The 25,147-nt window shown below is 70.5% G+C and carries 21 protein-coding genes; 11 read left to right on the forward strand and 10 right to left on the reverse strand.

The genetic code is table 11. The annotated features are described in order from the left end of the window. Window positions 1-25: 25 nt before the first annotated feature. Together AB0B45_RS02890 and AB0B45_RS02895 are read left to right on the forward strand one after the other, a co-directional pair. Window positions 26-3,430, forward strand: a complete 3,405-nt coding sequence (locus AB0B45_RS02890) for a WD40 repeat domain-containing serine/threonine protein kinase (protein ID WP_358124226.1) — start codon at window positions 26-28, stop codon at window positions 3,428-3,430. A 10-nt stretch (window positions 3,431-3,440) separates the two neighbouring features. Continuing rightward, window positions 3,441-4,289, forward strand: a complete 849-nt coding sequence (locus tag AB0B45_RS02895; RefSeq protein WP_358124228.1) for an alpha/beta hydrolase — start codon at window positions 3,441-3,443, stop codon at window positions 4,287-4,289. A gap of 45 nt (window positions 4,290-4,334) precedes the next feature. Here AB0B45_RS02895 and AB0B45_RS02900 read toward each other — a convergent pair whose 3' ends face one another. Then, complete coding sequence (locus AB0B45_RS02900; protein WP_358124230.1) at window positions 4,335-5,051, reverse strand: hypothetical protein; 717 nt, start codon at window positions 5,049-5,051, stop codon at window positions 4,335-4,337. Window positions 5,052-5,265: 214 nt separating this feature from the next. On the opposite strand from AB0B45_RS02900, the gene AB0B45_RS02905 reads away from it, so the two are divergent. Next, the gene (locus AB0B45_RS02905) at window positions 5,266-6,504 is read left to right on the forward strand and encodes a serine hydrolase domain-containing protein (RefSeq protein ID WP_358124232.1); all 1,239 of its coding nucleotides are present in this window, start codon (window positions 5,266-5,268) and stop codon (window positions 6,502-6,504) included. Between the two features lie 190 nt (window positions 6,505-6,694). After that, entirely contained in the window at window positions 6,695-7,591 is an 897-nt protein-coding gene (locus AB0B45_RS02910) for a CPBP family intramembrane glutamic endopeptidase (RefSeq protein WP_358124235.1), read from the forward strand. 155 nt (window positions 7,592-7,746) lie between these two features. Here the strand turns inward: AB0B45_RS02910 and AB0B45_RS02915 are convergent, their stop codons facing one another. Beyond that, the gene (locus tag AB0B45_RS02915; RefSeq protein WP_358124238.1) at window positions 7,747-8,346 is read right to left on the reverse strand and encodes an RDD family protein; all 600 of its coding nucleotides are present in this window, start codon (window positions 8,344-8,346) and stop codon (window positions 7,747-7,749) included. A 254-nt stretch (window positions 8,347-8,600) separates the two neighbouring features. Beyond that, complete coding sequence (glnA, locus tag AB0B45_RS02920) at window positions 8,601-9,965, reverse strand: type I glutamate--ammonia ligase (RefSeq protein ID WP_358124241.1); 1,365 nt, start codon at window positions 9,963-9,965, stop codon at window positions 8,601-8,603. 250 nt (window positions 9,966-10,215) lie between these two features. Between glnA and AB0B45_RS02925 the strand changes: the two genes are divergently transcribed. Genes AB0B45_RS02925 through AB0B45_RS02935 form a run of 3 tightly spaced genes read left to right on the forward strand, consistent with a single transcriptional unit; the run spans window position 10,216 to window position 12,501 of the window. After that, window positions 10,216-10,761 carry an EF-hand domain-containing protein gene (locus AB0B45_RS02925; protein WP_358124244.1) on the forward strand — a complete coding sequence of 182 codons (546 nt, stop codon included), beginning with the start codon at window positions 10,216-10,218 and terminating at the stop codon, window positions 10,759-10,761. Between the two features lie 8 nt (window positions 10,762-10,769). Then, window positions 10,770-11,654 carry a terpene synthase family protein gene (locus AB0B45_RS02930; RefSeq protein WP_358124247.1) on the forward strand — a complete coding sequence of 295 codons (885 nt, stop codon included), beginning with the start codon at window positions 10,770-10,772 and terminating at the stop codon, window positions 11,652-11,654. A 31-nt stretch (window positions 11,655-11,685) separates the two neighbouring features. Next, window positions 11,686-12,501 (forward strand): expansin EXLX1 family cellulose-binding protein, encoded by an 816-nt coding sequence (locus tag AB0B45_RS02935; RefSeq protein ID WP_358124250.1) that lies wholly within the window; start codon window positions 11,686-11,688, stop codon window positions 12,499-12,501. A gap of 85 nt (window positions 12,502-12,586) precedes the next feature. On the opposite strand, the gene AB0B45_RS02940 is transcribed toward AB0B45_RS02935, so the two are convergent. Beyond that, window positions 12,587-13,552, reverse strand: coding sequence for a DUF5937 family protein (locus AB0B45_RS02940; RefSeq protein WP_358124253.1), 966 nt, complete (start codon window positions 13,550-13,552; stop codon window positions 12,587-12,589). Window positions 13,553-13,611: 59 nt separating this feature from the next. Between AB0B45_RS02940 and AB0B45_RS02945 the strand changes: the two genes are divergently transcribed. The 3 genes from AB0B45_RS02945 (at window position 13,612) to AB0B45_RS02955 (ending at window position 18,272) form a co-directional block, all read left to right on the forward strand. Next, window positions 13,612-14,823 (forward strand): MFS transporter, encoded by a 1,212-nt coding sequence (locus tag AB0B45_RS02945; RefSeq protein ID WP_358124256.1) that lies wholly within the window; start codon window positions 13,612-13,614, stop codon window positions 14,821-14,823. A 118-nt stretch (window positions 14,824-14,941) separates the two neighbouring features. Continuing rightward, window positions 14,942-16,444, forward strand: a complete 1,503-nt coding sequence (locus tag AB0B45_RS02950; RefSeq protein WP_358124259.1) for a BTAD domain-containing putative transcriptional regulator — start codon at window positions 14,942-14,944, stop codon at window positions 16,442-16,444. A gap of 55 nt (window positions 16,445-16,499) precedes the next feature. Beyond that, entirely contained in the window at window positions 16,500-18,272 is a 1,773-nt protein-coding gene (locus tag AB0B45_RS02955; RefSeq protein ID WP_358124262.1) for an NAD+ synthase, read from the forward strand. Here the strand turns inward: AB0B45_RS02955 and AB0B45_RS02960 are convergent. Genes AB0B45_RS02960 through AB0B45_RS02975 form a run of 4 tightly spaced genes read right to left on the reverse strand, consistent with a single transcriptional unit; the run spans window position 18,234 to window position 22,340 of the window. Beyond that, window positions 18,234-18,764: a TetR/AcrR family transcriptional regulator gene (locus AB0B45_RS02960; RefSeq protein WP_358124264.1), complete on the reverse strand. Its 531-nt coding sequence runs from the start codon at window positions 18,762-18,764 to the stop codon at window positions 18,234-18,236. The two genes, AB0B45_RS02955 and AB0B45_RS02960, sit on opposite strands and share 39 nt — an antisense overlap. Continuing rightward, the gene (locus AB0B45_RS02965; RefSeq protein ID WP_358124267.1) at window positions 18,761-19,981 is read right to left on the reverse strand and encodes a hypothetical protein; all 1,221 of its coding nucleotides are present in this window, start codon (window positions 19,979-19,981) and stop codon (window positions 18,761-18,763) included. Before AB0B45_RS02965 ends, AB0B45_RS02960 begins: the two co-directional genes overlap by 4 nt. After that, window positions 19,978-20,361 (reverse strand): hypothetical protein, encoded by a 384-nt coding sequence (locus tag AB0B45_RS02970; RefSeq protein ID WP_358124270.1) that lies wholly within the window; start codon window positions 20,359-20,361, stop codon window positions 19,978-19,980. Before AB0B45_RS02970 ends, AB0B45_RS02965 begins: the two co-directional genes overlap by 4 nt. Next, window positions 20,358-22,340: a right-handed parallel beta-helix repeat-containing protein gene (locus AB0B45_RS02975; protein ID WP_358124273.1), complete on the reverse strand. Its 1,983-nt coding sequence runs from the start codon at window positions 22,338-22,340 to the stop codon at window positions 20,358-20,360. Before AB0B45_RS02975 ends, AB0B45_RS02970 begins: the two co-directional genes overlap by 4 nt. A 232-nt stretch (window positions 22,341-22,572) precedes the next feature. On the opposite strand from AB0B45_RS02975, the gene AB0B45_RS02980 reads away from it, so the two are divergent. Beyond that, window positions 22,573-22,737 carry a hypothetical protein gene (locus AB0B45_RS02980; protein WP_358124276.1) on the forward strand — a complete coding sequence of 55 codons (165 nt, stop codon included), beginning with the start codon at window positions 22,573-22,575 and terminating at the stop codon, window positions 22,735-22,737. Between the two features lie 155 nt (window positions 22,738-22,892). On the opposite strand, the gene AB0B45_RS02985 is transcribed toward AB0B45_RS02980, so the two are convergent. Continuing rightward, window positions 22,893-23,498, reverse strand: a complete 606-nt coding sequence (locus AB0B45_RS02985) for a TetR/AcrR family transcriptional regulator (protein WP_358124279.1) — start codon at window positions 23,496-23,498, stop codon at window positions 22,893-22,895. A gap of 7 nt (window positions 23,499-23,505) precedes the next feature. After that, window positions 23,506-25,044, reverse strand: a complete 1,539-nt coding sequence (locus AB0B45_RS02990) for an MFS transporter (protein WP_358124281.1) — start codon at window positions 25,042-25,044, stop codon at window positions 23,506-23,508. Between the last annotated feature and the right edge of the window lie 103 nt (window positions 25,045-25,147).

A 25,147-nucleotide genomic window follows, 5' to 3' on the forward strand; every position in this document is an offset into this window, starting at 1 on the left:
GAGATCACGATGACGGAGAAGGCGGATGGCGACGGCACTGATCGACGGGGACCCGCAGCGGCTCGGCGACTACTGGCTCGCCGCCAGGCTCGGCGCGGGCGGCCAGGGCGTGGTCTACGAGGCGTACACGCAGGACGGCCGCAGGGTCGCTGTCAAGGTGTTGCACGGCGACCAGGTCGCCCAGCTGGGCAGGGAGGCCGAGGCCGCCCAGCGTGTCGCCTCGTTCTGCACCGCCAAGGTGATCGCCGCCGAGCTGCGGGGGCCGCGGCCGTACATCGTCAGCGAGTACGTGGAGGGCCCGAGCCTGCGCAAGGCCGTCACGGACGGCCGCAGGTTCGGCGGGGGCGACCTGATCAGGCTGGCCACCGCGGTGGCGACCGCGCTGACCGCGATCCACGAGGCGGGGGTGGTCCACAGGGACCTCAAGCCCGACAACGTGCTGCTAGGCCCCGACGGGCCGCGTGTGATCGACTTCGGCATCGCCAGGACGGAGGAGATGTCGCTCACCGACACGGGCCTGGTCAAGGGGACGCCGAGCTACATGGCGCCTGAGGTATTCACGGGGCAGCGGGCGGACGCCGCCGCCGACGTGTTCGCGTGGGGCGCGATCATGCTCTACGCCGCGACGGGCGCCGACCCCTTCGAGGCCGACAGCCTGGGCGCAGTCATGCACAGGGTCCTGTCGGCCAACCCTGATCTCACGGTCCTGCCCGAGCAGTTGCGCCCGCTGATCGGCGCCGCGCTCAGCAAGGAGCCCACGCAGCGGCCCCCCTCGCGTCAACTCCTGCTCGCGCTGGTCAGCGGGGACGCGCGGCTCGGCACCGGCAGGCTGCTCGCCAGGGGCGGGCGCGAGGCAGCGCTGGTGAGCGTCACCGCCGACGACCCCGCGCTCGGCACGCTGGCCGAGGACGCCTACGCGCTCCTCGACGCCGCGGAGAGGGAGCTGGCGCCCGAGGTGTTCCTGCGCCTGGTGACCGTGGACGAGCACGGCGAGCTGTCGGTACGGCACGCCGCGACGGCCGAGCTGGTCGAGGGCAGGCCGCTGCCCGAGGTGGCCGCGATCACCAAGATCCTCAAGGTGTTCGGCTACCTGCTCGGCAGGGACGGCGAGGCGATCTGGCTGGCCCGTCCCGCGCTGCCGCAGGCGTGGCCGAGGTATCGCAGGTGGATCGAGACCAACAGGGACGGCCTCGCCGTACACCGGCAGATCCTGCTGGCGGCCAGCCGGTGGGACTCCAGCGGCCGCAGGGACGGCGACCTGTTCCACGGCTCCAGCCTGGAGAACGCGCTGCAGTGGGCGGCGACGGCGCGCAGGAACATCACGCTGTCCCCCGCCGAGCGCGACTTCCTCGAGGCGGCGGCGGGGGTGACCAGGCGCAGGGCGAGACGGAACAGGCTCGTCTCGCTCAGCCTGGGCGGACTCCTGGTGATCTCGCTGGCGGCCGGGGGCCTGGCCGTCCAGCAGAGCATGGTCGCCGACACCCGGGCCGCCGAGATCGGCAGGCAGCTGCAGCGCTCCGAGGCCACCAGGCTGACCACGCTGGCCGCCTCGACGCGGGGCACGGACCCGAGGCTGGCGATGCTGCTCAGCGCGGCGGCGTGGAGCCTGGACCACACCCCCCAGACCAGGGCGGGCCTGGTGGCCTCTCTGGCGCAGCGCGAGTCGGCGATGTTCAGGGATCCCGCCACGAGCGGCGACACGGTCAGGAAGCTGTCGCCCGACGGCAGGACGTTGCTGAGCGTCGGCGAGAACGCGGCCCGGCTGTGGGACGTCCGCACGGGAAAGCGCACAGGAGGCATCCCCGACCTCGGGCTCGGATCGGAGCGAATCTCGGACGCCGCGCTGTCGCCTTCGGGCCGGACGCTGGCGGTCGTCACCGACAAGGGCATGAGGGCATGGGACCTGCGCGACGGCGGCCTCATCAGGGAGCGGGCCTTCGATCGAGCTCTCGACCTGGTCAACAGCAGGGCCGACATCTTCTACACCGACGAGCGCGGTCCAGACCTGTCCGTCGGCGAGCGGCCCGACGTGCGATGGGACCTCGAGACCGGAGCCACGACTCGCGCCGCCTTCCGTGCCATGCTCGACGCCAAGGGCGAGTGGAGGACGGCCGACGGCACCAGGGTGTTGCGCCTGACCAACTCCAGGACCAAGGCCGAGGTCGAGCTCGGCACGCGGGACGGCGCGGGCGAGAGCGGGGGCTGGAACCAGGGCTCGGTGGCGATCAGCGCGGACGGCCGGTTCGCCGCCTCCGCCGCCGCCGCCAAGGAGATCCAGATCTGGCGCATGGGCGACTCGGGGCTGCTCGCCACCATGCCCGTGCGGGGCGACTCGGACGAGAGCGACCTCCCGCAGGGCTTCTTCGACGGCCGCATCTATCGCTATCTCGTCGACGACAGGGTCTTCTCCATGGATCTGTCCGACCTGGCCTGGCGGGACAGGGACGGGGCGTACTCGGACCTGGCGGAGCTCTCCCCCGGCGGCCGCCATCTGGTGACCCCCGACGTGAGCGGGGCCACGAAGCTGCGCCAGGCACGCGGAGGGAAGGACCTCGGCGCGCTGCCCTCCGCCGATGGCGTCGCCTTCAGCGGTGACGGCAAGCGGCTGGCCCTCTTCCTCCGCGGCAAGGTCGCGATCGTGGACGCGGGCTCGCAGGCCACTCTCGCCGAGCTACGGCTCGCCGCGGGCGACATGGAGCCGGTGCGGGCCGTCTTCAGCCATGACGGAGCGCGGCTGGCCATCGTGTTGCGCAGTCCCGACGACGGCAGGCCCGACTTCCGCCACGCCGCCCAGGTCTGGGACTGGCAGCGCGGACGACGGCTGTGGAGCGGCGACCAGGCCGAGACCAACGACGCCGCGCTCTCGCCCGACGGTCGCACGCTCGCCCTGAGCGGACCCCGCCAGTCGCTGCTCGACGCGGCGACGGGCAAGCCCCTGGGGGCGCCGTTCGGCGGGGAGGGCATGCGGGTGTTCTTCACCCGCTCGGGCAGGGAGCTGGCCGTGCTCGACTCGCGCGGGCGGCTGACGCTCTGGGACGCGGCCACCAGACGCCGGCTCAACCCGGTCACCAGGGGCGCCCGGGGCAACTCCGCCGACTACGCCACCGCCTACTCCCCCGCCGAGGACGTCGTCGCGGTCGGCGGCAGGGGCAGGGTGCTGCTGTTCGACCCGGTCAAGGGGGTGAGTCTCGGAACCTACCCCGACGCGGGCGGGGCCGAGTTCGCCGGCGGCGGGTGGATCCAGTCGGTGGCCTTCACCGCCGACGGTTCGTCGCTGCTCACCATGGACGGCAAGGGGGTGGTGCGCGAACAGCCGGTGGCTCCCGCCAAGGTGCTGGCCGCCGTCTGCGCCCGCGCGGGCGGGACGCTCACCGAGGCGCAGTGGCGGGCGTACGTGCCCGCCCTGCCGTTCAGGAAGGTCTGCCCCTAAGATCGCGCGCATGAGGGTAGAAGACGTCGACGGCCTGCGCATCGCCACCTTCGGGACGGGCCCCAGGCTGATCATCGCGGCCCACGGCATCACCGCCTCGCTGATGGCGTGGGCGGGGGTGGCGCGCAGGCTGCCAGGGGAATGGTCGCTGGTGGCGATGGACCTGCGGGGCCGCGGTCACAGCCGCGACCTGCCCGGCCCTTACGGCCTGCCCAGGCACGCCGATGACGTGCTGCGGGTGGCCGAGCACGTGGGGGCCGGCCCCGACGCGGTGCTCACCGGTCACTCGATGGGCGCGTACGTGGCCGTCCTGGCGGGAGCGCGGCGGCCCTTCGGCAAGGTGGTGCTGGTGGACGGCGGGCTGCCGCTGCCCTCTCCCTCGCCTGACGCCGACGTGGACGCGCAGATCGAGGCCACGCTCGGGCCGGCGATCGCCAGGCTGAGCCAGACCTTCGCCACACCCGACGAGTACGTCGCCTTCTTCAAGGCGCACCCCGCCTTCGCAGGGCAGTGGACGGCCGAGGCGGAGGAGTACGTCAGGTACGACCTCGTGGGGCCCTCCGGCGCGCTGAGGTCGCGGGCGGTGGGCGAGGCCGTGCGCGAGGACGGCAGGTGGCTGTGGCTCAACGGCGACAGCATCGGCGCGTCGCTGGCCGCCATCGAGGCGCCGACGACCGTGCTGCGCGCGCCGCGCGGCCTGCTCAACCAGGACGTGGGGATGCTGCCCGACGAGCTGGCCGCCGCGTGGACCGCGCGACTGCCAGGGCTGCGCGACGAGCTGGTGCCCGACTGCAACCACTACACGATCCTGTTCGACGACCGGTGCGCGTCGCTGGTCGCCGACCGCCTGACGCGGTGAACAGATCAGGGGCGGCCCGAGCGGGCCGCCCCTGATCGCGCGTTTCTAGCGTGGAGCGATCCAGGTCGCCTTGGCCGCGGCCACCAGCGTGCCGTCCACCTCGTAGATGGCGCTCTCGCCGAAGAGCTTGCGTCCCTCGCGGCCGGTGGCCTTGGCCACGACCGAGTACGTGCCTCCGGGGTAGACGCGCCGGTCGACCTGCAAGGTCAGGCGGCCGAGCAGGGCCGACTCGCCGGGCGCGAAGTGGGCCCAGCCGGTCACGCAGTCGAGCACCGAGGCCACGACGGCGACAGGCACGGCGCCGTCCGCGTCGGTCACCGTGAACGGCACGCGCCACCCCGCCGCGACGACGTCGGCGCCGTCGACAGGGCCGGGGAAGACGCGCAGGCCGTCACCGGGCTCACGCAGGCCGCAGGCGAAGCACTCGGGGAAGGCGTGGCCCCTCCAGCCGGGGAAGCCCGCCTCGGCGCGGGCGGCCTCGTTGAACGGCACGAAACCGGGGCCGCTCAGGTGCTCGGCGACCGGGATGGCCTCGACGAGCACCTTGCCGTCGTGGGAGAGGGACGCGGAGTTGGCGACGTGCTCCAGCCTGAGCTCGGTCTCGAGCGGGGTGGGTGCATGAAGCGTGACCTCCACGGCCGATTGGAGACCGTTGAGCGCCTCGGCCACGGTGCCGGAGATCCAGCCGCCGTTGGCGATACCCGCCGGACCGCGGAAGCGCTCGGGGACGGTCAGCACGGTCTGCAGGGCAGCCGTCGTCATGCCACACCCTCCAATATGTCTGGAAATATCATTTTGAACAGGCCGATTTTACCCGAACGTCCCATGATCCAGGGAATCAGGGTGATGTCGCGGTCGCTCAACACGCGTAACGCGCTGACGAGCGCCTAGCTTCCCATGGAATCGGCACAAGCACCGACTTGTCCGTATGATGCTGCCCCTTGACACGCATGTGACTTGGGGGTCAGAAGTGACTGTGCTCAGCCGCCGGAACCTGCTCAAGGCGGGCGCCGCCACCGTGGCGCTGGGGCTGCAGCCCGCGAGGGCCGAGGCGGACCTGCTGCCCAGTGGGGTCGTTCCGGCCCAGTTGGCCAGCTTCGACAAGACCGTGCAGAAGTACATGACCGAGCGGAACATCACCTGCGGCCAGCTCGCCGTCGCCAGGAAGGGCAGGCTGCTGGCCGCCCGCGGCTACGGCGTCTACCGCCCGAACACCACCAACGCGATCGCCCGCGTGCAGCCGACGTCGCTGTTCCGCATCGCGAGCCTGAGCAAGAGCATCACCTCGGCGGCGATCCTGCGCCTGGCCCAGGACGGCAAGCTCAGCCTGACCTCCCCCATCACCACGCTCCTCGGCCTCCCCGCCACCGCCGACCCCCGCCTCGAGAAGGTCACCCTGTGGCGGCTCATGCAGCACACGGGCGGCTGGGACAGGAACGTCAGCAAGGACCCGCTGTGGCTCGACGCCACGATCTCCGCCTCGCTCGACGCGCCGCTGCCGATCAGCCACGCCGACATCATGAAGTACGTCACCGCCAAGCCGCTCGACTTCGACCCTGGCACCAAGATGTCCTACAGCAACTACGGCTACATGCTGCTGGGCAGGGTCATCGAGAAGGTCTCGGGGCAGAGCTACGAGTCCTACGTGAAGTCGACGCTGCTGTCGCCGCTGGGCATCGACAGGATGGTGCTCGGCGAGAGCCTGCGCGAGGACATGTCGGCCAGCGAGGTCGGATACAGCTCCAAGTACACCAACAAGAGCGTGGTCGACTCCTCGGGCGAGGTCGTGCCGTACCCGTACGGCGGGTTCAACATGCCCAACCAGGACGCCAACGGCGGCTGGCTCGCCTCTGCCGTCGACACGGTCCGGTGGGCGAGCGCCTTCGACAAGGCGGGCGCCGCCCTGAACGCCACCTCCATCTCCCGCGCGTTCGCCAAGCCTGAGATCGGCGTGAGCGGCGACGGCTGGTGGTACGGCTGCGGCTGGTACGTCAGGACGGCGGGCACCGGCCTCAACACCTGGCACACGGGCTCGATGCCGGGCACGTTCACGCTGCTCGTGCGGACCTCGGCGGGAGTGACGTGGTGCGTGCAGTTCAACAGGCGCGAGGAGGAGGGGTCGCCGGACTTCGACGTGATCGACCGGCTGATGTGGCAGGCGCACGACGCGGTCACCTCGTGGCCGACCACCGACCTGTACCCGAAGTACCTCTGACGCGCCCGGCCGTCGGGCGCCCTGAGCTCAGCGCGCCCGGCGGAGGGCTTCTACGCCGACCGTGCCGCCCACGAGGAACTCCAGCACGATCATGATGGAGCCGAGGATCGCGGTAGGCATGGCGCGACAGTCCGACAGGTCGTGAATTCTTCACTGGCTCGGGATTCGTCGCCCTCCGAAGATCGAGGACATGACGAACCTCGAGAGCCCGCCCCCACGCCAGGTCATCCAGGCCCGTCCCGCCGACCTCCTCGTGTTCCTCGCCGTGGCGTTCGGCGGCGCGTGGCTGGCCGCGATCCCCCTCTGGACCGCTGCCCCGAACGCCCGAGGCTCGGCCCTTCAGATGACGCTGGTGGGCATGCAGCTGTCCCCCACGCTCGCGGTCCTGGCCGTCTGGCTGCTGCGTAGGAACAACGCCCGAGAGTGGGCCCGCGACACCGGCCTGACATTCGGCGGCAGGCCAGGACGCGCGCTCGGCGTCACGGCCCTCACCTGGATCGCCGTCCCCGTGGTCGTGGCGGCCACGATCGCGATCAGCGCGCTGGTCGGCGCCTTCCCCACGGACCTGGCGGGCCTGTCGGGCTACCGCCGGCTGTTCCCCCAGAGCACGCACGGCTTCGCCGCCACCGGGCTGGCCATCTCGCTCGTCGTCTATCCCGTCCTCTACGCGTTCGGCGCGTTCGGCGAGGAATGGGGCTGGCGCGGCTGGCTCCTCCCCCGCCTGATGCCGCTCGGCCAGGGCAAGGCGCTGCTGCTGTCCGGCGTGATCTGGGGCGTGTGGCACGCCCCGCTCACCGCGGGCGGCCTTCACTACCCCGGCCTCGGCTGGTCGGGGGTGCCGCTCTTCACCGTCTCCTGCGTGGCCATCGGATCCGTCCTGGGCTGGCTCCGCCTCCGTACGGCCAGCGTCTGGCCCGCCGTGATCGGGCACGCCGCGGTCAACGGCACGATGCCCGCGCTCTACCTCGTGGCCTCCGACGCCCGCCACCCCGCCGACCCCGTACTCGGCGGCGTGTTCGGCGTGGTCGGCTGGGTGGTGATCGGCGGCATCGCCCTGCTGCTGACGACGAGGCGGTGGAACCGATGAGGGCTTTCAACCTGTGGAGGGATCGAGGGCTTTAACCATCGGCACCAAACCGCATGAGCCCCGGAACTGTGGACCACCTGAAAGGCCACCAGACGGCCGCTGGATTGCAACGAGAACTGCAACCAGGAGGATTTCAGGCTCTGTCGCACGCGGGGCTACCTCGCCAGCAGCGTGGAGAACAACGCGAAGGCGGCAAAGAGAGATATGAGGATGCCCAGCCTGAACAGGAAGCCGGATCCCTCCGACCACTTCCTTGTGGGGTCGTGAAGGTCGATCACGATGGTTTTAGCGATGACGTCATGCAGGCATCGCCGCTGGGGGTCGCCGAATATCCACAGCATGTCGACAAGGCCGAGGACCGCCCCGAGATAGGGGATCGCCGTGAGGAGGTGGTGGACGAGAGTGCGTAGTCCTGCCTGGCGCAGGCTCGGTATCTCTCCAGTGGCGCCGGACACGACCTTCATGCGGCAGAGGCGCTTACCGAGCGTCTGGCCCCATAGGGCGTGCTGTAGCCAGAAGTACACGGCGAAGAGGACGGTGATCACGACCTGGATCGGCCAACCGGGATCCCCCGCGTAGGGGTTGAGGAAGCTGATGAGTGTTGATTCATCGGAAACCTCGGACTCGACCGTGAACGCTACGTTGATCGGTGCAGTGGCTATGAGAAGAATCAGGGTGTCGATAAGGAAGGCAGCACAACGGGAACGCCTTGCGGCGAGAGTTCGCGTTGTCAGAACCTGGGGGGCGGTTGTCATGCGAGCCAGTGTGTCGGATGGCCTTGACGTCCGAAACCGGGGATGGCGGGCGATCACAAGAGGACGATGCCCTCGCCGAATCGGCGGGTGTGCTCGGTACCGCGGATCTCTGGTGTGGCTACGGGTAGGTCACGAAGCGCTCGCCGCCCGCGCCTCGCGGATGTGACCTGATCATGATCAGCACTACACGATGCCCTGCCGCCGAGCGACACCCGATCACAACGGGACTCTCACCGGCAGGGCGTCTTACCTGATCAGAGGACCGGCAGGTAGCGGCCCAGCTCGAACTCCGTCACCTGGCGGCGGAAGTCGCGCCACTCGGAGCGCTTGTTGCGCAGGAAGTAGTCGAAGACGTGCTCGCCCAGCGTCTCGGCGACCAGCTCGCTCCGCTCCATCACCGAGATGGCCTCGTCGAGCGACTGCGGCAGCGGCTGGATGCCGAGCGCGCGCCGTTCGGCACTCGTCAGCGCCCACACGTTGTCCTCGGCCGGCGCGGGGAGCTCGTAACCTTCCTCGATGCCCTTCAGCCCCGCCGCCAGCACGAGCGCGAAAGCGAGGTAGGGGTTGCAGGCCGAGTCGAGCGAGCGGAACTCGATGCGCGTGGAGCCGCCCTTGTGCGGCTTGTACATGGGCACGCGCACCAGCGCCGAGCGGTTGTTGTGGCCCCAGCAGATGTAGGAGGGGGCCTCGCCGCCCTGACCGGCGATGGCCTCGGCCCCGCCCCAGAGGCGCTTGTAGGAGTTGACCCACTGGTTGGTGACGGCGGTGATCTCGGCGGCGTGCTTGAGCAGCCCCGCGATGAACGACCGGCCGATCTTGGAGAGCTGGTAGTCGGCGCCCGCCTCGTAGAAGGCGTTGCGGTCGCCCTCGAACAGCGACATGTGGGTGTGCATGCCGGAGCCCGGGTGCTCGGTGAACGGCTTGGGCATGAAGGAGGCCCAGATGCCCTGCTCCAGCGCGACCTCCTTCATGACCAGGCGGAAGGTCATGATGTTGTCGGCCGTGGTGAGCGCGTCGGCGTAGCGCAGGTCGATCTCCTGCTGGCCGGGGGCGCCCTCGTGGTGGCTGAACTCCACCGAGATGCCCATCGACTCCAGCATCATGATCGCCTGGCGGCGGAAGTCGTGGCCGGCGCTGTGCGGGGTGTGGTCGAAGTAGCCGCCCGAGTCGATCGGCTCCGGCCTGGGCTCGCCGGCCTCGGGCCGGTTCTTCAGCAGGAAGAACTCGATCTCGGGGTGGGTGTAGAAGGTGAACCCCATGTCGGCACACTTGGCGAGGGCGCGCTTGAGCACCCACCTGGGGTCGGCGTGGGACGGCGAGCCGTCCGGCATGAGGATGTCGCAGAAGATGCGGGCCGCGCCCGGCACCTCGCTGCGCCACGGCAGGATCTGGAAGGTGCCCGGGTCGGGCTTGGCGAGCATGTCGCTCTCGTAGACGCGCGCGAAGCCCTCGATCGCCGAGCCGTCGAATCCGATGCCCTCGGCGAAGGCGCCTTCCAGCTCGGCCGGCGCGATGGCGACCGACTTGAGAAAGCCGAGCACGTCAGTGAACCAGAGCCGGATGAACCGGATGTCGCGCTCCTCGAGTGTGCGGAGAACGAACTCCTGCTGACGGTCCAAGGCGTCCCCTTGACTGAAAAGACATGTCTGGTCCTCTACAGTCTGCCTGTTTCGTGTTTCGCGCACGTTACGGAACGTCGCGCGCCGGCCTCTCCCGAGCGGCCGTCCCGGGGGTCCGCGGCGCCTTCGCCCAAGAAACGGCCAAGGGTCAGGCATAACGCCTGGGAGCGAACCAAGCGCGTGCCTCACTGACAAATGACTCCCCGCCCTCCTAGGGTGATCAGGCACTGCCGTCTCGGGGGAGGCACGTATGAGCGCTGATCTGCGCAAACACAAGCTCGATCGAGCTTTCACGCACATTGACGTCTACAGCAGGGGACAGATCGAGCGCGACGACCTGCTGGGGCTCGGCGCGCGCCTGCTGGTGGGGTTCGGTGAGTCCCCCACCTCGGTGACCGGCGACCGTCTCGTGCAGAGCTTCGACGGCATCTGGTCGACGCTGTCGGCCGAGCTCGGCAGGGACAACGACGCGTGGATCTCCAACACCGAGTTCCACGCGGGGATGACCTCAGCCTTCATCGAAGGCGACCTGTTCGACCCGGTCTTCAGGCCCGCGGCGACGGCGGTCGCCGAGCTGTGCGACGGGGACGGCGACGGCAGGATCGGGGCGCCCGAGTTCCGCGTGCTGCTCAGCGCCTTCGGCACCGCCTACGACGACGTGGAGGAGGCCTTCGACCGCCTCGACCGCGACCGTGACGGCGTGCTGAGCGTGGAGGAGCTGGTCGAGGCCGTCAGGCAGTACTACACCAGCGACGACCCCCACGCGGTGGGCAACTGGCTGTTCGGGCCGCTGTAGTGCTGACCATGACGCCCGCGAGCGTGCTCACGCCGCTCATCTCGCGGGTTCCCGCGCTGGCCGCGCCGTGCAGGATGCACCGCTCGGTGTACGCGATCGAGGCGGCGGTCATCGACTGGACCAGGCGGACGGGACTGCGCGTCGATCGCAGGTCGGCCTGTCACCGCCTGGCCGCGCGCGCCTTCGCCGAGTTCGACGCGAGGGCGGCGGCGCTGTTCGCGCAGTGGCTGACCTGGCTGTTCCACCTGGACGACCTGGTGGACGAGGCGGGCCAGCCGTACCCGAGGCTCTTCGAGGGGAACGGGGCGCACCCGCTGGAGGCGGCGTTCACCGACCTGTGGCGCGCGACGAGCGCGACCATGAGCGACGACTGGCGGCTGCGGTTCGCGACGAACCTGCAGCGGCAGTCGGACGCGTGTGGAGTCGAGGCGGACAACAGGGCCACCGGCGGCGTGCCGACCATCGAGGAGTACCCGGCGCTGCGCAGGGGCACGGCGGGTCCCTTCCTGTACGACCTGGTGGAGCCCTGCCTGGGGGTGGAGGTGCCCCCCGAGCTGGCCGCCGCCGAGCCGTGGCAGGCGCTCGTGGAGGCCTGCGCCGACGTGGCGACCTGGTGCAACGACCTGGCCTCGCTGCCGAAGGAGCGGGGCGACGCGCACAACTTCGTGGTGGTGGTGACCCACGAGCTGGGGCTGAGCGAGCCCGAGGCCATCGACTGGGTGCTCGACAGGATCGAGGGCCGGTGCGCCGACATGGGCGCGGCGGCCAGGCGGCTGCCGCTGGACGAGCTTCCCGCCAAGACCGCCAGGGACGTCAGCAAGGTGGCGTGCGCCTACCTGACCGCGCCGAGAGCGCATCTGGACTGGGTCACCGAGAGCGAGCGGTACACGTAACGTCATCGCGTGAATCCCCTATGTATTCAGCATGGTGGGCAGACACGCGAGACATGGGACGTGGCGGCGGCGAGGAGCGGCAGGCGCGGCCGCGATCGTCGCCCTCGCTGTCGCGTTGCTGGGGATGAACCTGCTGCGCGCGGGGGGATGCGCCGCCGCCGACGTGGAGCCGACCAGGACGGGCACGGCCGTCGACGTGGAGCCGACCAGATCGGGCACGGCGCTGCACTACCAGGGCGAGGCGGGCAACTGCTCGATCACGGGCGCCGAGCTGTACGCCTCGGTCTCGGTCGAGGAGTACGCGGGATCCGAAGCGTGCGGCGGCTACCTCGACGTGAAGGGACCGCGCGGCACGGTTCGCGTCGAGGTCGTCGACAGCTGCCCCACCTGCAGGTCGGGTGAGCTGGACCTGAGCACGGCGGCCTTCTCCAGGATCGCCGACCCGCGCTCGGGCGTGGCGAGGGTGGCCTACCACTCCGTCCGCGACCCCGAACTCGGCCGCGGGCTGGCCTTCAGGGTGCGCAAGGGCTCGACGGCCGGCTGGCTGGCGCTCCAGGTGCTCGATCACGGCAATCCGCTACGCAAGGTCGAGGTCCGCGGGAACGACGACTGGCGCGATCTGGAGCGCGGCTCCGATGGCTACTGGGTGGCCTCGGGAGGCGCGGGCGCGGGCCCGTTCGACCTGCGGGTGACCGACGTGCACGACCAGCGCGCGACCGTCGAGGGCGTCGATCTCGCCCCCGACGAGATCCAGCGGACCACCACCAGGCTGTACGGCACGGCACCCGCGAGCGCCTCCCCCGCGCCCAACCCACTGGCCGCCGAGCACGTCAGGGGCCGCTGCTAGCCCGTCCGTCGCGTCCGCCCTGCCCGCCAGGCCCCGCGCGGGGCGGCGCCTCTGGCCCGCAGTCGGGCGCGCCTCTGGCGCGATGTCAGGCGGCGCCGGCGGCCAGCGCGTCGCCTGTGGTCGTGCGGCGGTAGACGACCTCCTTGCCCAGGCGGTTGCCCACCGCGAGCCCGCCCGCCGACAGCACGCCGAGGTGCTGGCTGACCGCGCCAGGGCTGAGCGACATCCGCCTGGCCAGCGCCGACGTGGTGGCCGGTTCGGCAAGCGCGGTCAGGATCCGCGCTCTGCTGCGGCCGATGAGGGCGGCCAGCGCGCCGGGCGCGGGCGGAGGCCCCTGCTCCCACAGCGTTCCCACGCCCTGCACCGGATAGATGAGCATCTCCTGGTAGGGGTCGGTCATCACGGCCACGCTCGGCCAGTAGAACGCCGAAGGCAGCAGCACGAGCCCGTCGCCGTGCAACCCTCCGGCCGTGCACCACGGCCGGTCGATCAGTAGCTGCTCGCCCGTCCACACGATGGACGGGTCGAGCCCGGCGAACAGCTGGCGCGCCCCGCCGGAGGCCAGCTCGCGGGAGCGGCGCAGGACGTCTCTTTCGAGCAGGCCGTACACGCGCGGCCAGTATTCGGCGAAGCACGCCTCCCAGTAGGCCTCCAGCGCGTCGGCCACGCGGGCGATCCCGGCGGCGGGGTCCGACCTGAACCGCTCGATGATCGCGGGGTCGGAGCCGGCCACCTCGCCCGCCTCCTCCGCCGCGCGTTCGGGCGGCGTCATCCGGATCCGCTCGATCTCGGTGGCGAACTCGGGCAGGGGCGTGTCGGGCGGCGGGGTGATGAAGTCGGCGAGGTAGCCGCTCGGTGGGACCAGCGCGAGCAGCTCGCTCATGTCGAGTGCGGACAGGCGCGGACGAACCGCCTTGATCCATGGCAGGTGGACGGACTGCCGGGCGGGGTCGCGCAGCGTCCGCAGGCTGGCCACCAGCTCCCACACGGGAGAGAAGGCGAACCTGATGCGGGCCACGTCCTCGGGCTTGAGGGTCCACACGATGGACATACCTTTTAGTCTGCCCTAAATGGTTCGCGATGCGGATCGAACGCCGCCAATCTGGCCGCGTGAGTACCGCGACCGTTGAGAAGCCGTCATTCCTGAAGTCGAAGATCGGCGGCCTGCCGCGCCCGTTCTGGGCGCTGTGGAGCGGCACCCTGGTCAACAGGCTGGGCACCATGGTGATGCCGTTCACCGGCGTGTACCTGACCCAGTCCCGCGGACTGTCCTTGGCCGCCGCGGGCATGGTGATGGCGGTGTTCGGCGGCGGCCAGCTGGTCTCGCAGTTGATCGCGGGATCGCTCACCGACCGGATCGGGCGCAGGGCGACGCTGGCGGGCGGCATGCTGGCCACGGCGGTGGCGATGCTGGCGCTCGGCTACAGCACGACGCTGCCGGCGATCCTGGTCTCGATGTTCGTGCTCGGCCTGGTGATCGACGCCTACCGGCCCGCCTCCAGCGCCCTGGTGGCCGACCTGATCTCGCCCGCCGAGCGGCCCAGGGCGTACGGCCTGCTCTTCTGGGCGATCAACCTCGGTTACGCGGTCGGCATGACGGCGGGCGGATGGTTGGCCGAGTCGGGATTCCTGTGGCTGTTCTGGTTCGACGCCGTCAGCAGCGTGATCTTCGCGGTGCTGGTGTGGCGGGCCGTCCCCGAGACCAGGCCGGAGCCTCAGGCCGGCGTGCCGGGCGGTGGAATGCGAGAGGTGCTGCGCGACCGGCTGATGCTCGCCTTCACCGTCGTCGTGCTCGGCGACGCTCTCGTCTACGCCCAGACCTTCACCACCCTGCCCATCGCCATGGGGCTCGTCGGGCTGAGCACCGCCGAGTTCGGCCTGGCGATGGCGGCCAACGGGGTGCTCATCGTGGTCCTGCAGCCGCTGGTGTCCGACTGGCTCGGCCGCAGGGATCCCACCAGGACCTTCTCGCTCGGCGTCGCCGTCATGGGCGTCGGCTTCGCGCTGACCACGTTCGTCACCTCGACCCTGGCGCTCGTGGTCACCGTCGTGGTGTGGACGCTCGGCGAGATCGTCACGGCGGGCAGCTCGGGCGCGATCGTCGCCTCGCTGGCCCCCGCCCACCTGCGCGGCAGGTACGCGGGCCTGTTCGGGTTCGCGTGGGCGCTGGCGGGCCTGATGGCGCCGCTGATGGCGCCGCTGTTGGAGATCAGCACGTCCGCGCTGTGGTTCACGGTCGGCACCATCGGCCTGGTCACCGCCGCGGCGGGGGTGGCGCTGGCCCCCGCGATCGCACGCAGGGCGGCGTTGAGCGAGGGTTGACGGACGGCGAAGGTCGGGCCGCCGCCTTCGCCGTACACACTGGCTGCCCAGCTGATTGAAAATTTGGGATATGTCGCCATTACGCGCGCGCACGGGTGGCTCTACGCTTACGCCTGCCATGGTGACCTTCAGCGCATTGGGACCGTTCCAGGTCCTCCTCGACGGGCTTCCCCTCGACCTCGGCGGCCAGCGCCAGATGGCGGTGCTGGCCAGACTGGTGGTCGCGAGGGGCCGCGCGGTGCCCGTGACCACGCTCATCGACGAGCTGTGGCCAGGACAGCCGCCCGCACAGGCCCTGTCCACCATCCAGGGGTACGTCTCCAGACTGCGCCGCGCCCTCGAGCCGGACAGGGCGCCGCGCTCCGAGGCCGAGGTGCTGGTGTCGGCGCCCCCCGGATACGCGCTGCGGGCGACGGCCGAGCAGGTGGACTGCTGGCACTTCGAGCGGCTCGTGCGGATGGAGGGGCCCGCCCCTGAGGTGTGGGCCTCGATGGAGGAGGCGCTGGGGCTGTGGCGGGGGCCCGCGCTGGCCGAGTTCGCGGACCTGACCTGGGCGTCGACAGAAGGCGGGCGGCTCGAGGAGCTGCGCCTCGTCGCCCTCGAACGGAGAGCCGACGCGGGACTCCGCCTCGGGCGGTCGACCTCGCTCGTCCCCGACCTGGAGGCGCACGCGAGCGCGTGCCCGCTCAGGGAGGAGGCATGGCGGCTGCTGGCCACGGCCCTCTACCGGAGCGGGCGGCAGGGCGACGCGCTGGGGACCCTCAGGCGGGCGCGGGCGATCTGGCGCGACGAGCTGGGCCTGGACCCGTCGGCCGTGCTGCAGCGGCTGGAGGCGGACATGCTCGCCCAGTCGCCCCATCTGGACGCCGACCCCGTCGCCGCGCCCCTCTCCGTCCAGGCGGGTTCCGGCCTGCCGTCCGCCGGAAGGACCGCCGGCCTCGTGCCTGCCGAAGGCGGGGATCCGGCGAAGGAGCTGCGGGTGGTGGTCGCCGACGACCAGGCGCTCGTCAGGACGGGACTGCGCGTCGTGATCGACACCGAACCCGGCCTGGAGCTGGCAGGCGAGGCCTCCGACGGCGAGCAGGCCATCGCGGTCGTCAGGGACACCCGCCCCGACCTGGTCCTCCTGGACATCCAGATGCCGAGGCTGGACGGCCTGACCGCCGCCCGCAGGATCCTCGCCGACAGCGATCCGCCGAAGGTGATCATGATGACCACCTTCGGCACCGACGAGAACCTCTACGCCGCCCTGCGCGCGGGAGTCAGCGGCTTCGTGCTGAAGACCTCGCCTCCCGAGCAGCTCGTCGCCGCGATGCGCGCGGCCGCGGCCGGCGACGCGCTGATCGACCCGTCCCTGACGACGAGGATCATCTCCGCCTTCGCCGGCAGGACCGACCCCGGCGCTCCCCCGGCCCTGGCCGGGCTTCCCGACACGCAACTTGACGTACTCAAGCTGATCGCCCGCGGCCTGACCAACCGGCAGATCGCGCACACGCTCGCCGTCTCCGACCGTCAGGTGGCGGGCGCCGTGACCGAACTGCTCGATCATCTGGGCCTGTTCGACCGGGCCCAGCTGGTGGTCGCGGCCTACGAGTCGGGGCTGGTGACCCCGGGAAGATGAAACTTCACTTATCGTCGCTATGACGATAAAAAATCTGGGGTACTAGGCTGGGGCCGTGGCTCAATTGCGCATCGCCCTGGCTCAGACAAACCCGGCCGTCGGCGATATCACCGGCAATGCCGACATGCTGATCCGACGGACGCGTGAGGCCGCCGGCCGCGGCGCCCACCTCGTCCTCTTCACCGAGATGTTCCTGACCGGCTACCCGGTCGAAGATCTCGTCCTGCGGACCTCCTTCCTCGACGCCAGCGTCAAGGCGCTCGAGGACGTCGCCGTACGGCTGGCCGCAGAGGGCCTCGGCGACCTGCCCGTCGTGGTCGGCTACGTCGACAGGGCGGGGCTCGCCCCCCGCGTCGGCCAGCCCAAGGGCGCGCCGCTCGACGCCGCCGCACTGCTCCACCAGGGCAGGGTCGTCACCCGTACGGCCAAGCACCACCTGCCCAACTACGGCGTGTTCGACGAGTACCGCTACTTCGTGCGCGGGGACCGGCTGCCGATCTTCCGCCTGCACGGGGTCGACGTGGCCATCGCGGTCTGCGAGGACCTGTGGCAGGAGGGCGGTCCCGTCGCCGTCGTCGGTGAGGCGGGCGCGGGGCTGCTCGTGGTGCCGAACGCCTCGCCGTACGAGAGGGAGAAGGACGACGCCCGCCTGGAGCTCGTCGCGCGCAGGGCGCGCGAGGCGGGGTGCGCGCTCGCCTACGCCAACCAGGTCGGCGGCCAGGACGAGCTGGTCTTCGACGGCGACTCGATCGTCGTCGACGCTTCCGGCGAGCTAGTGGCGCGGGCCGGGCAGTTCCGCGAGGAGCTGCTCGTCGTGGACCTCGACCTGCCGGTGTCCGACGCCGAGCCCGGCGTCTTCCCCTTCGACGCGGGCGACGGCACGACGATCACGGTGGAGCGGCTGGTGCTGTCGGCCGAGCCCGTCGCGCCGTACGCCGAGGAGGTGCCCGAGGTGGCGCCCAGGCTCGACGACAGCGGCGAGGTCTACGAGGCGCTGGTCCTCGCGGTGCGGGACTACGTCACCAAGAACGGCTTCCGCTCGGTGATCCTCGGCCTGTCCGGCGGCATCGACTCGGCGCTGACGGCGACCATCGCCTCCGACGCGATCGGGCCCGAGCGCGTGCACGTGGTGATGATGCCCTCGCGCTATTCCTCCGAGCACTCCCTCGGCGACGCCGGGGAGCTGGTGCGCAGGCAGGGCGTCAACTCCCAGGTCGTGCCGATCGCCGACATCGTCACCGCCTTCGAGAAGGAGATCGACCTGTCGGGGCTGGCCGCGGAGAACCTGCAGGCCAGGGTGCGCGGCATGATCCTCATGGGACTGTCGAACGAGCACGGCCACCTGGTGCTGACCACCGGCAACAAGAGCGAGCTCGCGACGGGCTACTCCACGCTGTACGGCGACTCCGCGGGCGGGTTCGCGCCGATCAAGGACGTGCCGAAGACGATGGTGTGGGCGCTGTCCAGGTGGCGCAACGAGCACACCGACCCCTCGTTCCTCATGCCGCTCGAGCGGCCGATCCCCGAGAACTCCATCACCAAGGAGCCCAGCGCGGAGTTGCGGCCCGACCAGCGCGACACCGACTCGCTGCCGCCGTACGAGGTGCTGGACCGGCTGCTGGACGACTACGTCGAGAAGGACATGGGCTCGGCCGAGCTGATCGCGGCGGGGCACGACCCTGAGCTGGTGGCCAGGGTCATCAGGCTGGTCGACCTCGCGGAGTACAAGCGCAGGCAGTACCCGCCCGGCCCGAAGATCACGCCGAAGAACTTCGGCAGGGACCGCAGGCTACCGATCACCAACAGGTGGAGGGAGCCGACGGCCTAGGTAGGAGCGCAGCAGCCGTTTGGTCTCCTCGACCAGCTCGGCGTCGTCGTGGTGGGCCCTGAGCAGGGCGTCGGCCGCCTCGACGGCCACCAGCATCGGATTGACCCCCTCCACGCCGAGCAGGTCGGCGAGGGTCCGCGCGACCTCGGAGTTGTCGCCGAAGTCGAGGACGGCGAAGCCGGGGACCGTGGCCTTCATGTCGAGGTACTCGTCCACGACGGCGTCGATGACGGGACCCCACTCGCGGGCGCCGGCCAGCTTCGGCTCGATGCGGGCGACGAACTGCTCCAGGTTGCGCCTGGTCAGCGCGGCGGCCAGCGAGCGCTTGTCGCTGAAGAAGCGATAGATGGAGCCGATCGGCATCCCTGTGCGGGTGGCCACCGTCCTGGTGCTCAGCGCGTCGTAGCCGCCCTCGTCCAGCAGCGCGGCCGCCGCGTCGAGCATCCGGTCGACCTTCTCGGCGCTGCGCCGCTGGACAGGGATGCGTCTCATGCCGCAAAGAGTAGGGTCAGCCCGCCGATGGTGTAGCAGACCATGAGCACGAACAGCGGGATCTGCCCCGCGACCGCCCTGGCCGGTTCGAGCAGCCGCACCGACCTGTCGTGGGCGGCGACCACGCCGAGGACATGACCGGTCACGATGGCCAGCACCTGGACGGCGGCGATGGTGCCCGCGCCGACGACGTCCGCGTTCACCTCGCTAGCCAGCCCGAGGGCGAGGATGGCCGCGCGCTGACCCTCGATCACGAAGAGCGAGAAGTAGTGCGCCACCAGGTAGCCGATCGCGATCGGCACCAGGGAGTGCGCGAAGCGGGGAGTCAGCCCGCGGGTGCCGCCGATGAGGCCCGCCGCCCACAGGCAGGCGGTGTACAGCAGCGCCACTCCCCCGATGGCGGTGAGCAGGCCGACCGTGCCGAGGCCTGCTCTCCCGAGCGGGCCGGTCTGCAAGGCGTCCACCCAGAAGGGCGCGCCGGAGAAGCCGTCGTATCCCGTGCTGCCGAGTAGCACGCACACGGTCGCGACAAGGCCAGGCGCGGGGGCGATCGCGTCGAGGCCGTTGAAGGGGCTGCGCACGACCAGCGTCCCGTCCGCCCGCCTGCCGAGCGGCGACAGGTGGCCGACGAGCGTGGAGTAGACCTCGAAGGGGTCGCCCTTGTCGAGCCACGCGTGGCCGTACGTCAGGGTGCCGGCGGCCGTCGCCGTGCCGTACAGGAGGAGGAAGATCAACAGCGTCGCCGTCGCGGCAGGCTCGGGCGAGACCAGCTCCATCCAGGTGAAGGCGGTCAGGCCCGCGGCCGCGGGCCAGTAGCCGAGCCGCTCGGGCAGCGCGCGGCGCGGCCTGTCGGGCAGCAGCCTGAACGGGTTGGCCAGCCGCCATACCGGCCCGAACAGCAGCGAAGCGGGTACCAGCCCCACCCAGAAGACCACATAGATCAGGTACGGCGCGGCGTTGTCCTCGGCGGGCGCGAGGAGCAGCCAGCCCAGCGTGTACAGCGCCAGGAGCGCGGTGATGACGCGCGCCGCCCTGGCGGGTGGCCGCCACGGCAGCGCCCTGCCCGCCCTGTCGCCGCTGAAGCGGGAGTCCGCCCAGAGCAGCCCGAGCGCGAGGAACGACACGACCAGCGCCGCGAACGCCCCCGCGTAGGCGTAGAAGAGCGGGATCGGCAGGTCGCTGCGGCTGCCGACCCCGTGCGCGAGCACGCCTGTCACGTGACCGCCAGCTGGATGAGCACCAGCTTGCTCTCGTGCGTCTCCACCTGGAACACACCTGTCATGTCCGCCTCGAAACTGATGCCGGCGGCCTTGCCCGGCTCTAGCTCCCTGGCGATGTCGAACCCGTGCACGTGCAGCTCGTCGGCGACGTCGCTGGTCACGGTGAGGGTCACGGTCTGGCCGCGCTTCACCTCCAGCCAGCCGGAGGGCGGCGTCACCTTCCCTCCCGAGATCGTGATCTCCGCATGCGGGGCGCCCGCCGCGGGCGCCCCCGTCGCGACCTCGTGTCCCGTGCCCGGCCTGTGATGCGTCTCCGGCAGCGATCCACACCCCGTGACCAGCAGCACGACCGCGACCAGCGCCGCCACCCGTCTCACGCCGGCACCTCCGCCGCCTTGGCCGTACGGCGGGGCGCGACCGCGACCACCGCGCACAGCACCCACACCCCCGTGAGCAGCCCGCGGATCCAGCCAGGCCCGATCGGCAGGAGCGGCAGCATCCACACCGCCTTGTCGAAGGCGTCGACCAGGTGGAGGACGCCCAGCACGACGCCGAACCAGCCGAAGGCCCCGCGCATGATGAGCCCCGACCCGAGCAGCCAGATCCCCGTCAGCGCCAGCGCGGCGGCGGGCAGCACCGTGTAGGCGTCCAGCGCCCCGAACACGTCCAGCGTCAGCCCGGCGAGGCCGACGAGCGTCAGCGGCAGCGCCCACCGCGAGCGCAGGCGGCGCCGCCACAGCAGGACGGCCATCAGCGCGAGCACCAGCGAGCCGCCCAGCGCGAGCTGCACCTCCACCCTGGCCAGGCCGCTGGAGCCGAACCACCAGCACCCGCCGGGCAGACGGCGATCGCCGATGCTGTAGTCGTTGCACAGGTACATCTGCACGAGCTTGACCGGCTCGGCCACCACCCTGGCGGGACCGCTCGCGCCGCAGGAGGGAAGCGCTCCGGGGCTGCTGACACGCACGCCTTCCCAGCAGTTGCCGCTGCCCTGGCCGTCCCAGTAGACGTCGGCGCCGTTGGCGCGCTTCTCACCCGCCGGGGAGACGCCCAGGTGGTTGCCGGCGTAGAGGTTGTCGTGCGAGGTGTCGAACTGCTTGTCCCACGACTGCTCGCCCCTGATGAAGGCGGGCACCGCCAGCAGGTTGAAGGCGGCGTTGTCGTGGCCCCAGATCCAGTTGTTCCTGAAGACGTTCCAGTTGCCGCCGCCGGTGATGATGCCGCTGCCGGGCGGCAGGCCGATCTGCGGGCAGACCACGCCCTTCTCGTAGCCGCGCTCGGCGGGCGGCTTGGCGCAGGTGCCGTCCTTGACGTAGTCGTAGTAGGTGGCGTTGTTGTCGTAGATCTTGTTGTTCTCGAACCTGGCGTGGTTCTGCGGGAGCCCGGGGTGGCCGGGAAAGGCGCTGTCCATCGTGGCGCCGGCGAGGTTGCCCCAGAACTCGCTGTCGTGGACGTAGACGGAGTCGCCCGCCGTACCGGAGTAGCCGACCATGTTGTGGTGGCTCTTGCAGCGCCTGATCTCGATGGAGTAGCGCGGCACCTCGTGGCCGCGGCCGTCGTTGATGTTGGAGGCGCTGCCGGGATAGAGACCTGAGTCGCCGTTGCCGTAGGACTCGCAGTCGGTGTAGAGGCCGTGGTCGCTGGCGAAGGTGAGGAAGCCGTACTCGTCGTTCCACCTGGTCAGCATGTTGTCGATGACGAAGCCGTCGGTGGCCAGGATGTAGAGGGAGTTGAAGGTGGTGCGCTGGGCGGTGAAGTTCCTGAAGTAGACGCCGTCGGTCATGTCGGCGCGGATGGCGTTGAGCTTGCGGTACTGCGCGTCGATGACGACGTCGAGGGGACCGGCGCCGGTGCCCTCGATCTGGAGATCCTTCTTACCGAGGATGGCGACCAGGTTCTGGTTGTGCGGGCACTGGACCTGCTGCTCGTAGGAGAGGATCTGGTAGCCCCAGCTCGACTGGCGGGCCTTGAGCTTGGTGCAGTCGCCCTCGGGCTGCGGCTGGCCGGGCTCCTCCAGGTAGAGGCCGGGCAGGATGGCGATGTTCATGCCCGGCTTGTCGACCCGGTCGACCGCGTCCTGGAGGTGCCTGACGCCCTCCTTCTGGCATCGGGCGAAGAGGGCGAGGTTCCGCTGCTTCAGATCGGCCGGAAATTTCGCGATTCGCCGCTGGAAGTCTGATTTATCCGTCTTGCAGACCAAGAGATCGGGTTCCCCCTGCCGGTAGACGGGGACGGTCCCCGATCCGTCCGGCAGCTTCACCTCCCGCTCCTCATGGGCCAGTGCGGCGCCGGCAGGTAGGAGCAGGGCGAGGACCACGCCTAAGAGCGTCAGCGTCCTTCGGGCGATGAGGGGCATGGCGGCGAGACTAGAACATTGCTCACGTTCTGCCTAGGGCCTCCTCCACGGAAGATCGTGCGCCTTCGTGTCGGCAGGCGACCGGATCGGCTGCCGCGCCCTCGGCCGTACGATGACCGTCGCACCGCTGCCCCCTCGGCCGTACGGTGACCGACGCCGCCCCGCAACACACCCTCGACCCGCGCGGTGGCGTCGACCGGCTGGTCGACGTGGTGTGGGGTGTCTGGAGTCCATGGCTGAGGACGAGCCGGGCAGTCTTCTGGAGAGCGCCATCGGCGACTCCCCTGCGCCGGGCGAGCCCGCGATCGCGTGGGGAGATCGTCCGGCGGTGCGGCGGGGTGCCGCTCGCCTGGTGGCGGTCTGGACAGCGGCCCACCCCCGCGGGCCGCTGTCCTGACCGCCCGACCGCGCGTCACGGTCGGGCAACCCCGTGCCCGGCGTAACCGGGGCTCAGGCCGGACAGCCCCGCCCAGCACAGCCGGACTCATGCTGGGCAGCCCGCGCACGGCGGACCGGGCTCAGCCGGGCAGCCCGCGCCCGGCATGACCGAGCTCAGGCCGCCAGGCCGCGCAGTACGTTGTCGACGATGCGGGCCGGCAGGTCGTCGGGCAGGTCACCGTCGTCCTTGGCGCGCTTGAGGTGCCACATCATCGTGCCCGCCAGCGTGCCGAGCGCCAGCCGCGTCTCCAGGTCGGCCCGCAGCTCGCCGGTCCGCATGCCGCGTTCGAGCACCGCCACCATGGCCGCCGTGCGCGGCTCGACGGCCTGCTTCATGAACTTCGCGAACAGCTCCGGATAGCGGTCGGACTCGCTCATCGCGATGTTCATCACGCAGCGCGTGCGGGCATGCCCCGACTCGCGCATCATCGTGTCGAGCAGGGCCACCATGTCGTCGCGCACCGAGACCCCCGCGAGCTGGGGCACTGGCGCCTTCAGCGAGGCGAGCGCGTCGGCGACCAGGTCCTCCTTGTTGGACCAGCGCCGGTAGATGGTCGTCTTGCCGACCCCGGCCCGCGAAGCGATCGCCTCGATGGACAGCTCGGAGATTCCCATCCCCTCGCCGATCAGATCGAGCGTCGCCTCGATGATCGCCTTCTCGGCCTTCTCGCTGCGCGGACGGCCTGCGGGGCGGGCCGTGCCGGTCTCTGTCGTCGTCATCGCCGCCTCAGACTACCGCTGGTTCCTTCTCTTCGACCTTGACAACGGCGCGCGCCTTGCCCGGCATCCAGATCACCACGACGACCACGCCGACCAGGGCGATGACCGCGGAGACCATGGCCGTGGTGTGCATGCCGTCGATGAAGGCGTCGAAGGCGGCGTTCAAGATGGCGGGGTTGCCCTGGGCCGCGGGGACGGTGCGCATGATGGACTCGCCCGCCGCGTGCCGTACACCTTCGGGGAGGGCGGCCAGGGCGGGGGCGATCTCGCCGCGGTAGGCCGACGACAGCACCGAGCCGAGGACGGCCACGCCCAGCGCGCCCGCGACCTGGCGGACGGTGTTGCTCATGGCCGAGCCGACGCCCGCCTTCTCCCTCGGCAGCGCCTCCATGATCGCGGTGGTCGCGGGCGGCATGATGTTGGCCATCGCGGCGCCCTGGATGAAGAAGACGGCCTCCATCAGCCAGATCGGGGTGCTCCTGTCGAAGAGCGCGTAGCCGGCCAGGGCGGCGGTGACCACGAGCATGCTGGCCGTGGAGGCGGCCTTGGCGCCGAAGCGCTGGTTCACCCGCTGGCTGAGCGGGGCGAAGATCAGCTGCGCGGCGGCGAACGGGATCATCAGCGCGCCGGCCTCGACCGGGCTGTAGCCCCTGACGATCTGGATGTAGAACGTCAGGAAGAACATCCCGCCCATCATCGCGAAGAAGACGATGCCCATCATGCCGATGGCCGAGCTGAAGCGGACGTTGCTGAAGTTGCGCACGTCGAAGGCAGGGTGGTCGATGCGCCGCTCCCACCAGACGAACGCGGCCAGGACGAGCACACCGAAGATCGTCGGGACGAGCACCTCCGCGTCGGCGACGGTGGCGAGCTCGCCCATGCGGATGATGCCGTAGACGACGGCGACCAGCCCGATGATCGACAGCACCACGCCGACGGGGTCGAGCTTGGACGGCCTGGGGTCACGCGACTCGGGGACGACGGTGCCGATGAGCACCATGCTGATCAGCACGATCGGCACGTTGATCAGGAAGACCGAGCCCCACCAGAAGTGCTCGAGCAGGAAGCCACCGGTGATCGGGCCGATCGCCACCGCCAGACCGACGCCGCCCGCCCAGACGCCGATGGCCTTGCCACGTTCCTGCGGCGGGAAGACGTTGGAGATGATGGCCAGGGTGGCCGGCATGATCGCCGCGCCGCCGATGCCCATCGCGGCGCGAGCCATGATGAGCTGCATCGGATCCTGCGAGTAGGCGCTGGCCAGCGAGGCCAGGCCGAACAGCAACATACCGATGAACAACATCCTCTTGCGGCCGGTACGGTCACCGATCACGCCGAAGGTGAAGAGCAGGCCTGCGAAGACGAGCGTGTAGGAGTTGATCGCCCACTCCAGCTCGCTCTGTGTCGCCCCCAGACCTTGGACGGGGTCGGCGATGGTCTTCATCGCGACGTTCAGGATCGTGTTGTCCAGCACGACTGCCAGCAGGCTGAAGACGAGGACGCCGAGGATCGCCCAGCGCCGGGGATGGCCCGTCTGCGGTTCCATCAGGGGCTCCAAATTTCGATACGGAAGAGTTTCGCAACGTCACCGTAGCGCAACTTATTTCGATACGCAACGGTGTCGTTTCATAAGTGGGAGCCCCTGTGGA

Source organism: Nonomuraea sp. NPDC049152 (genome assembly GCF_040648355.1).
Lineage (GTDB): Bacteria > Actinomycetota > Actinomycetes > Streptosporangiales > Streptosporangiaceae > Nonomuraea.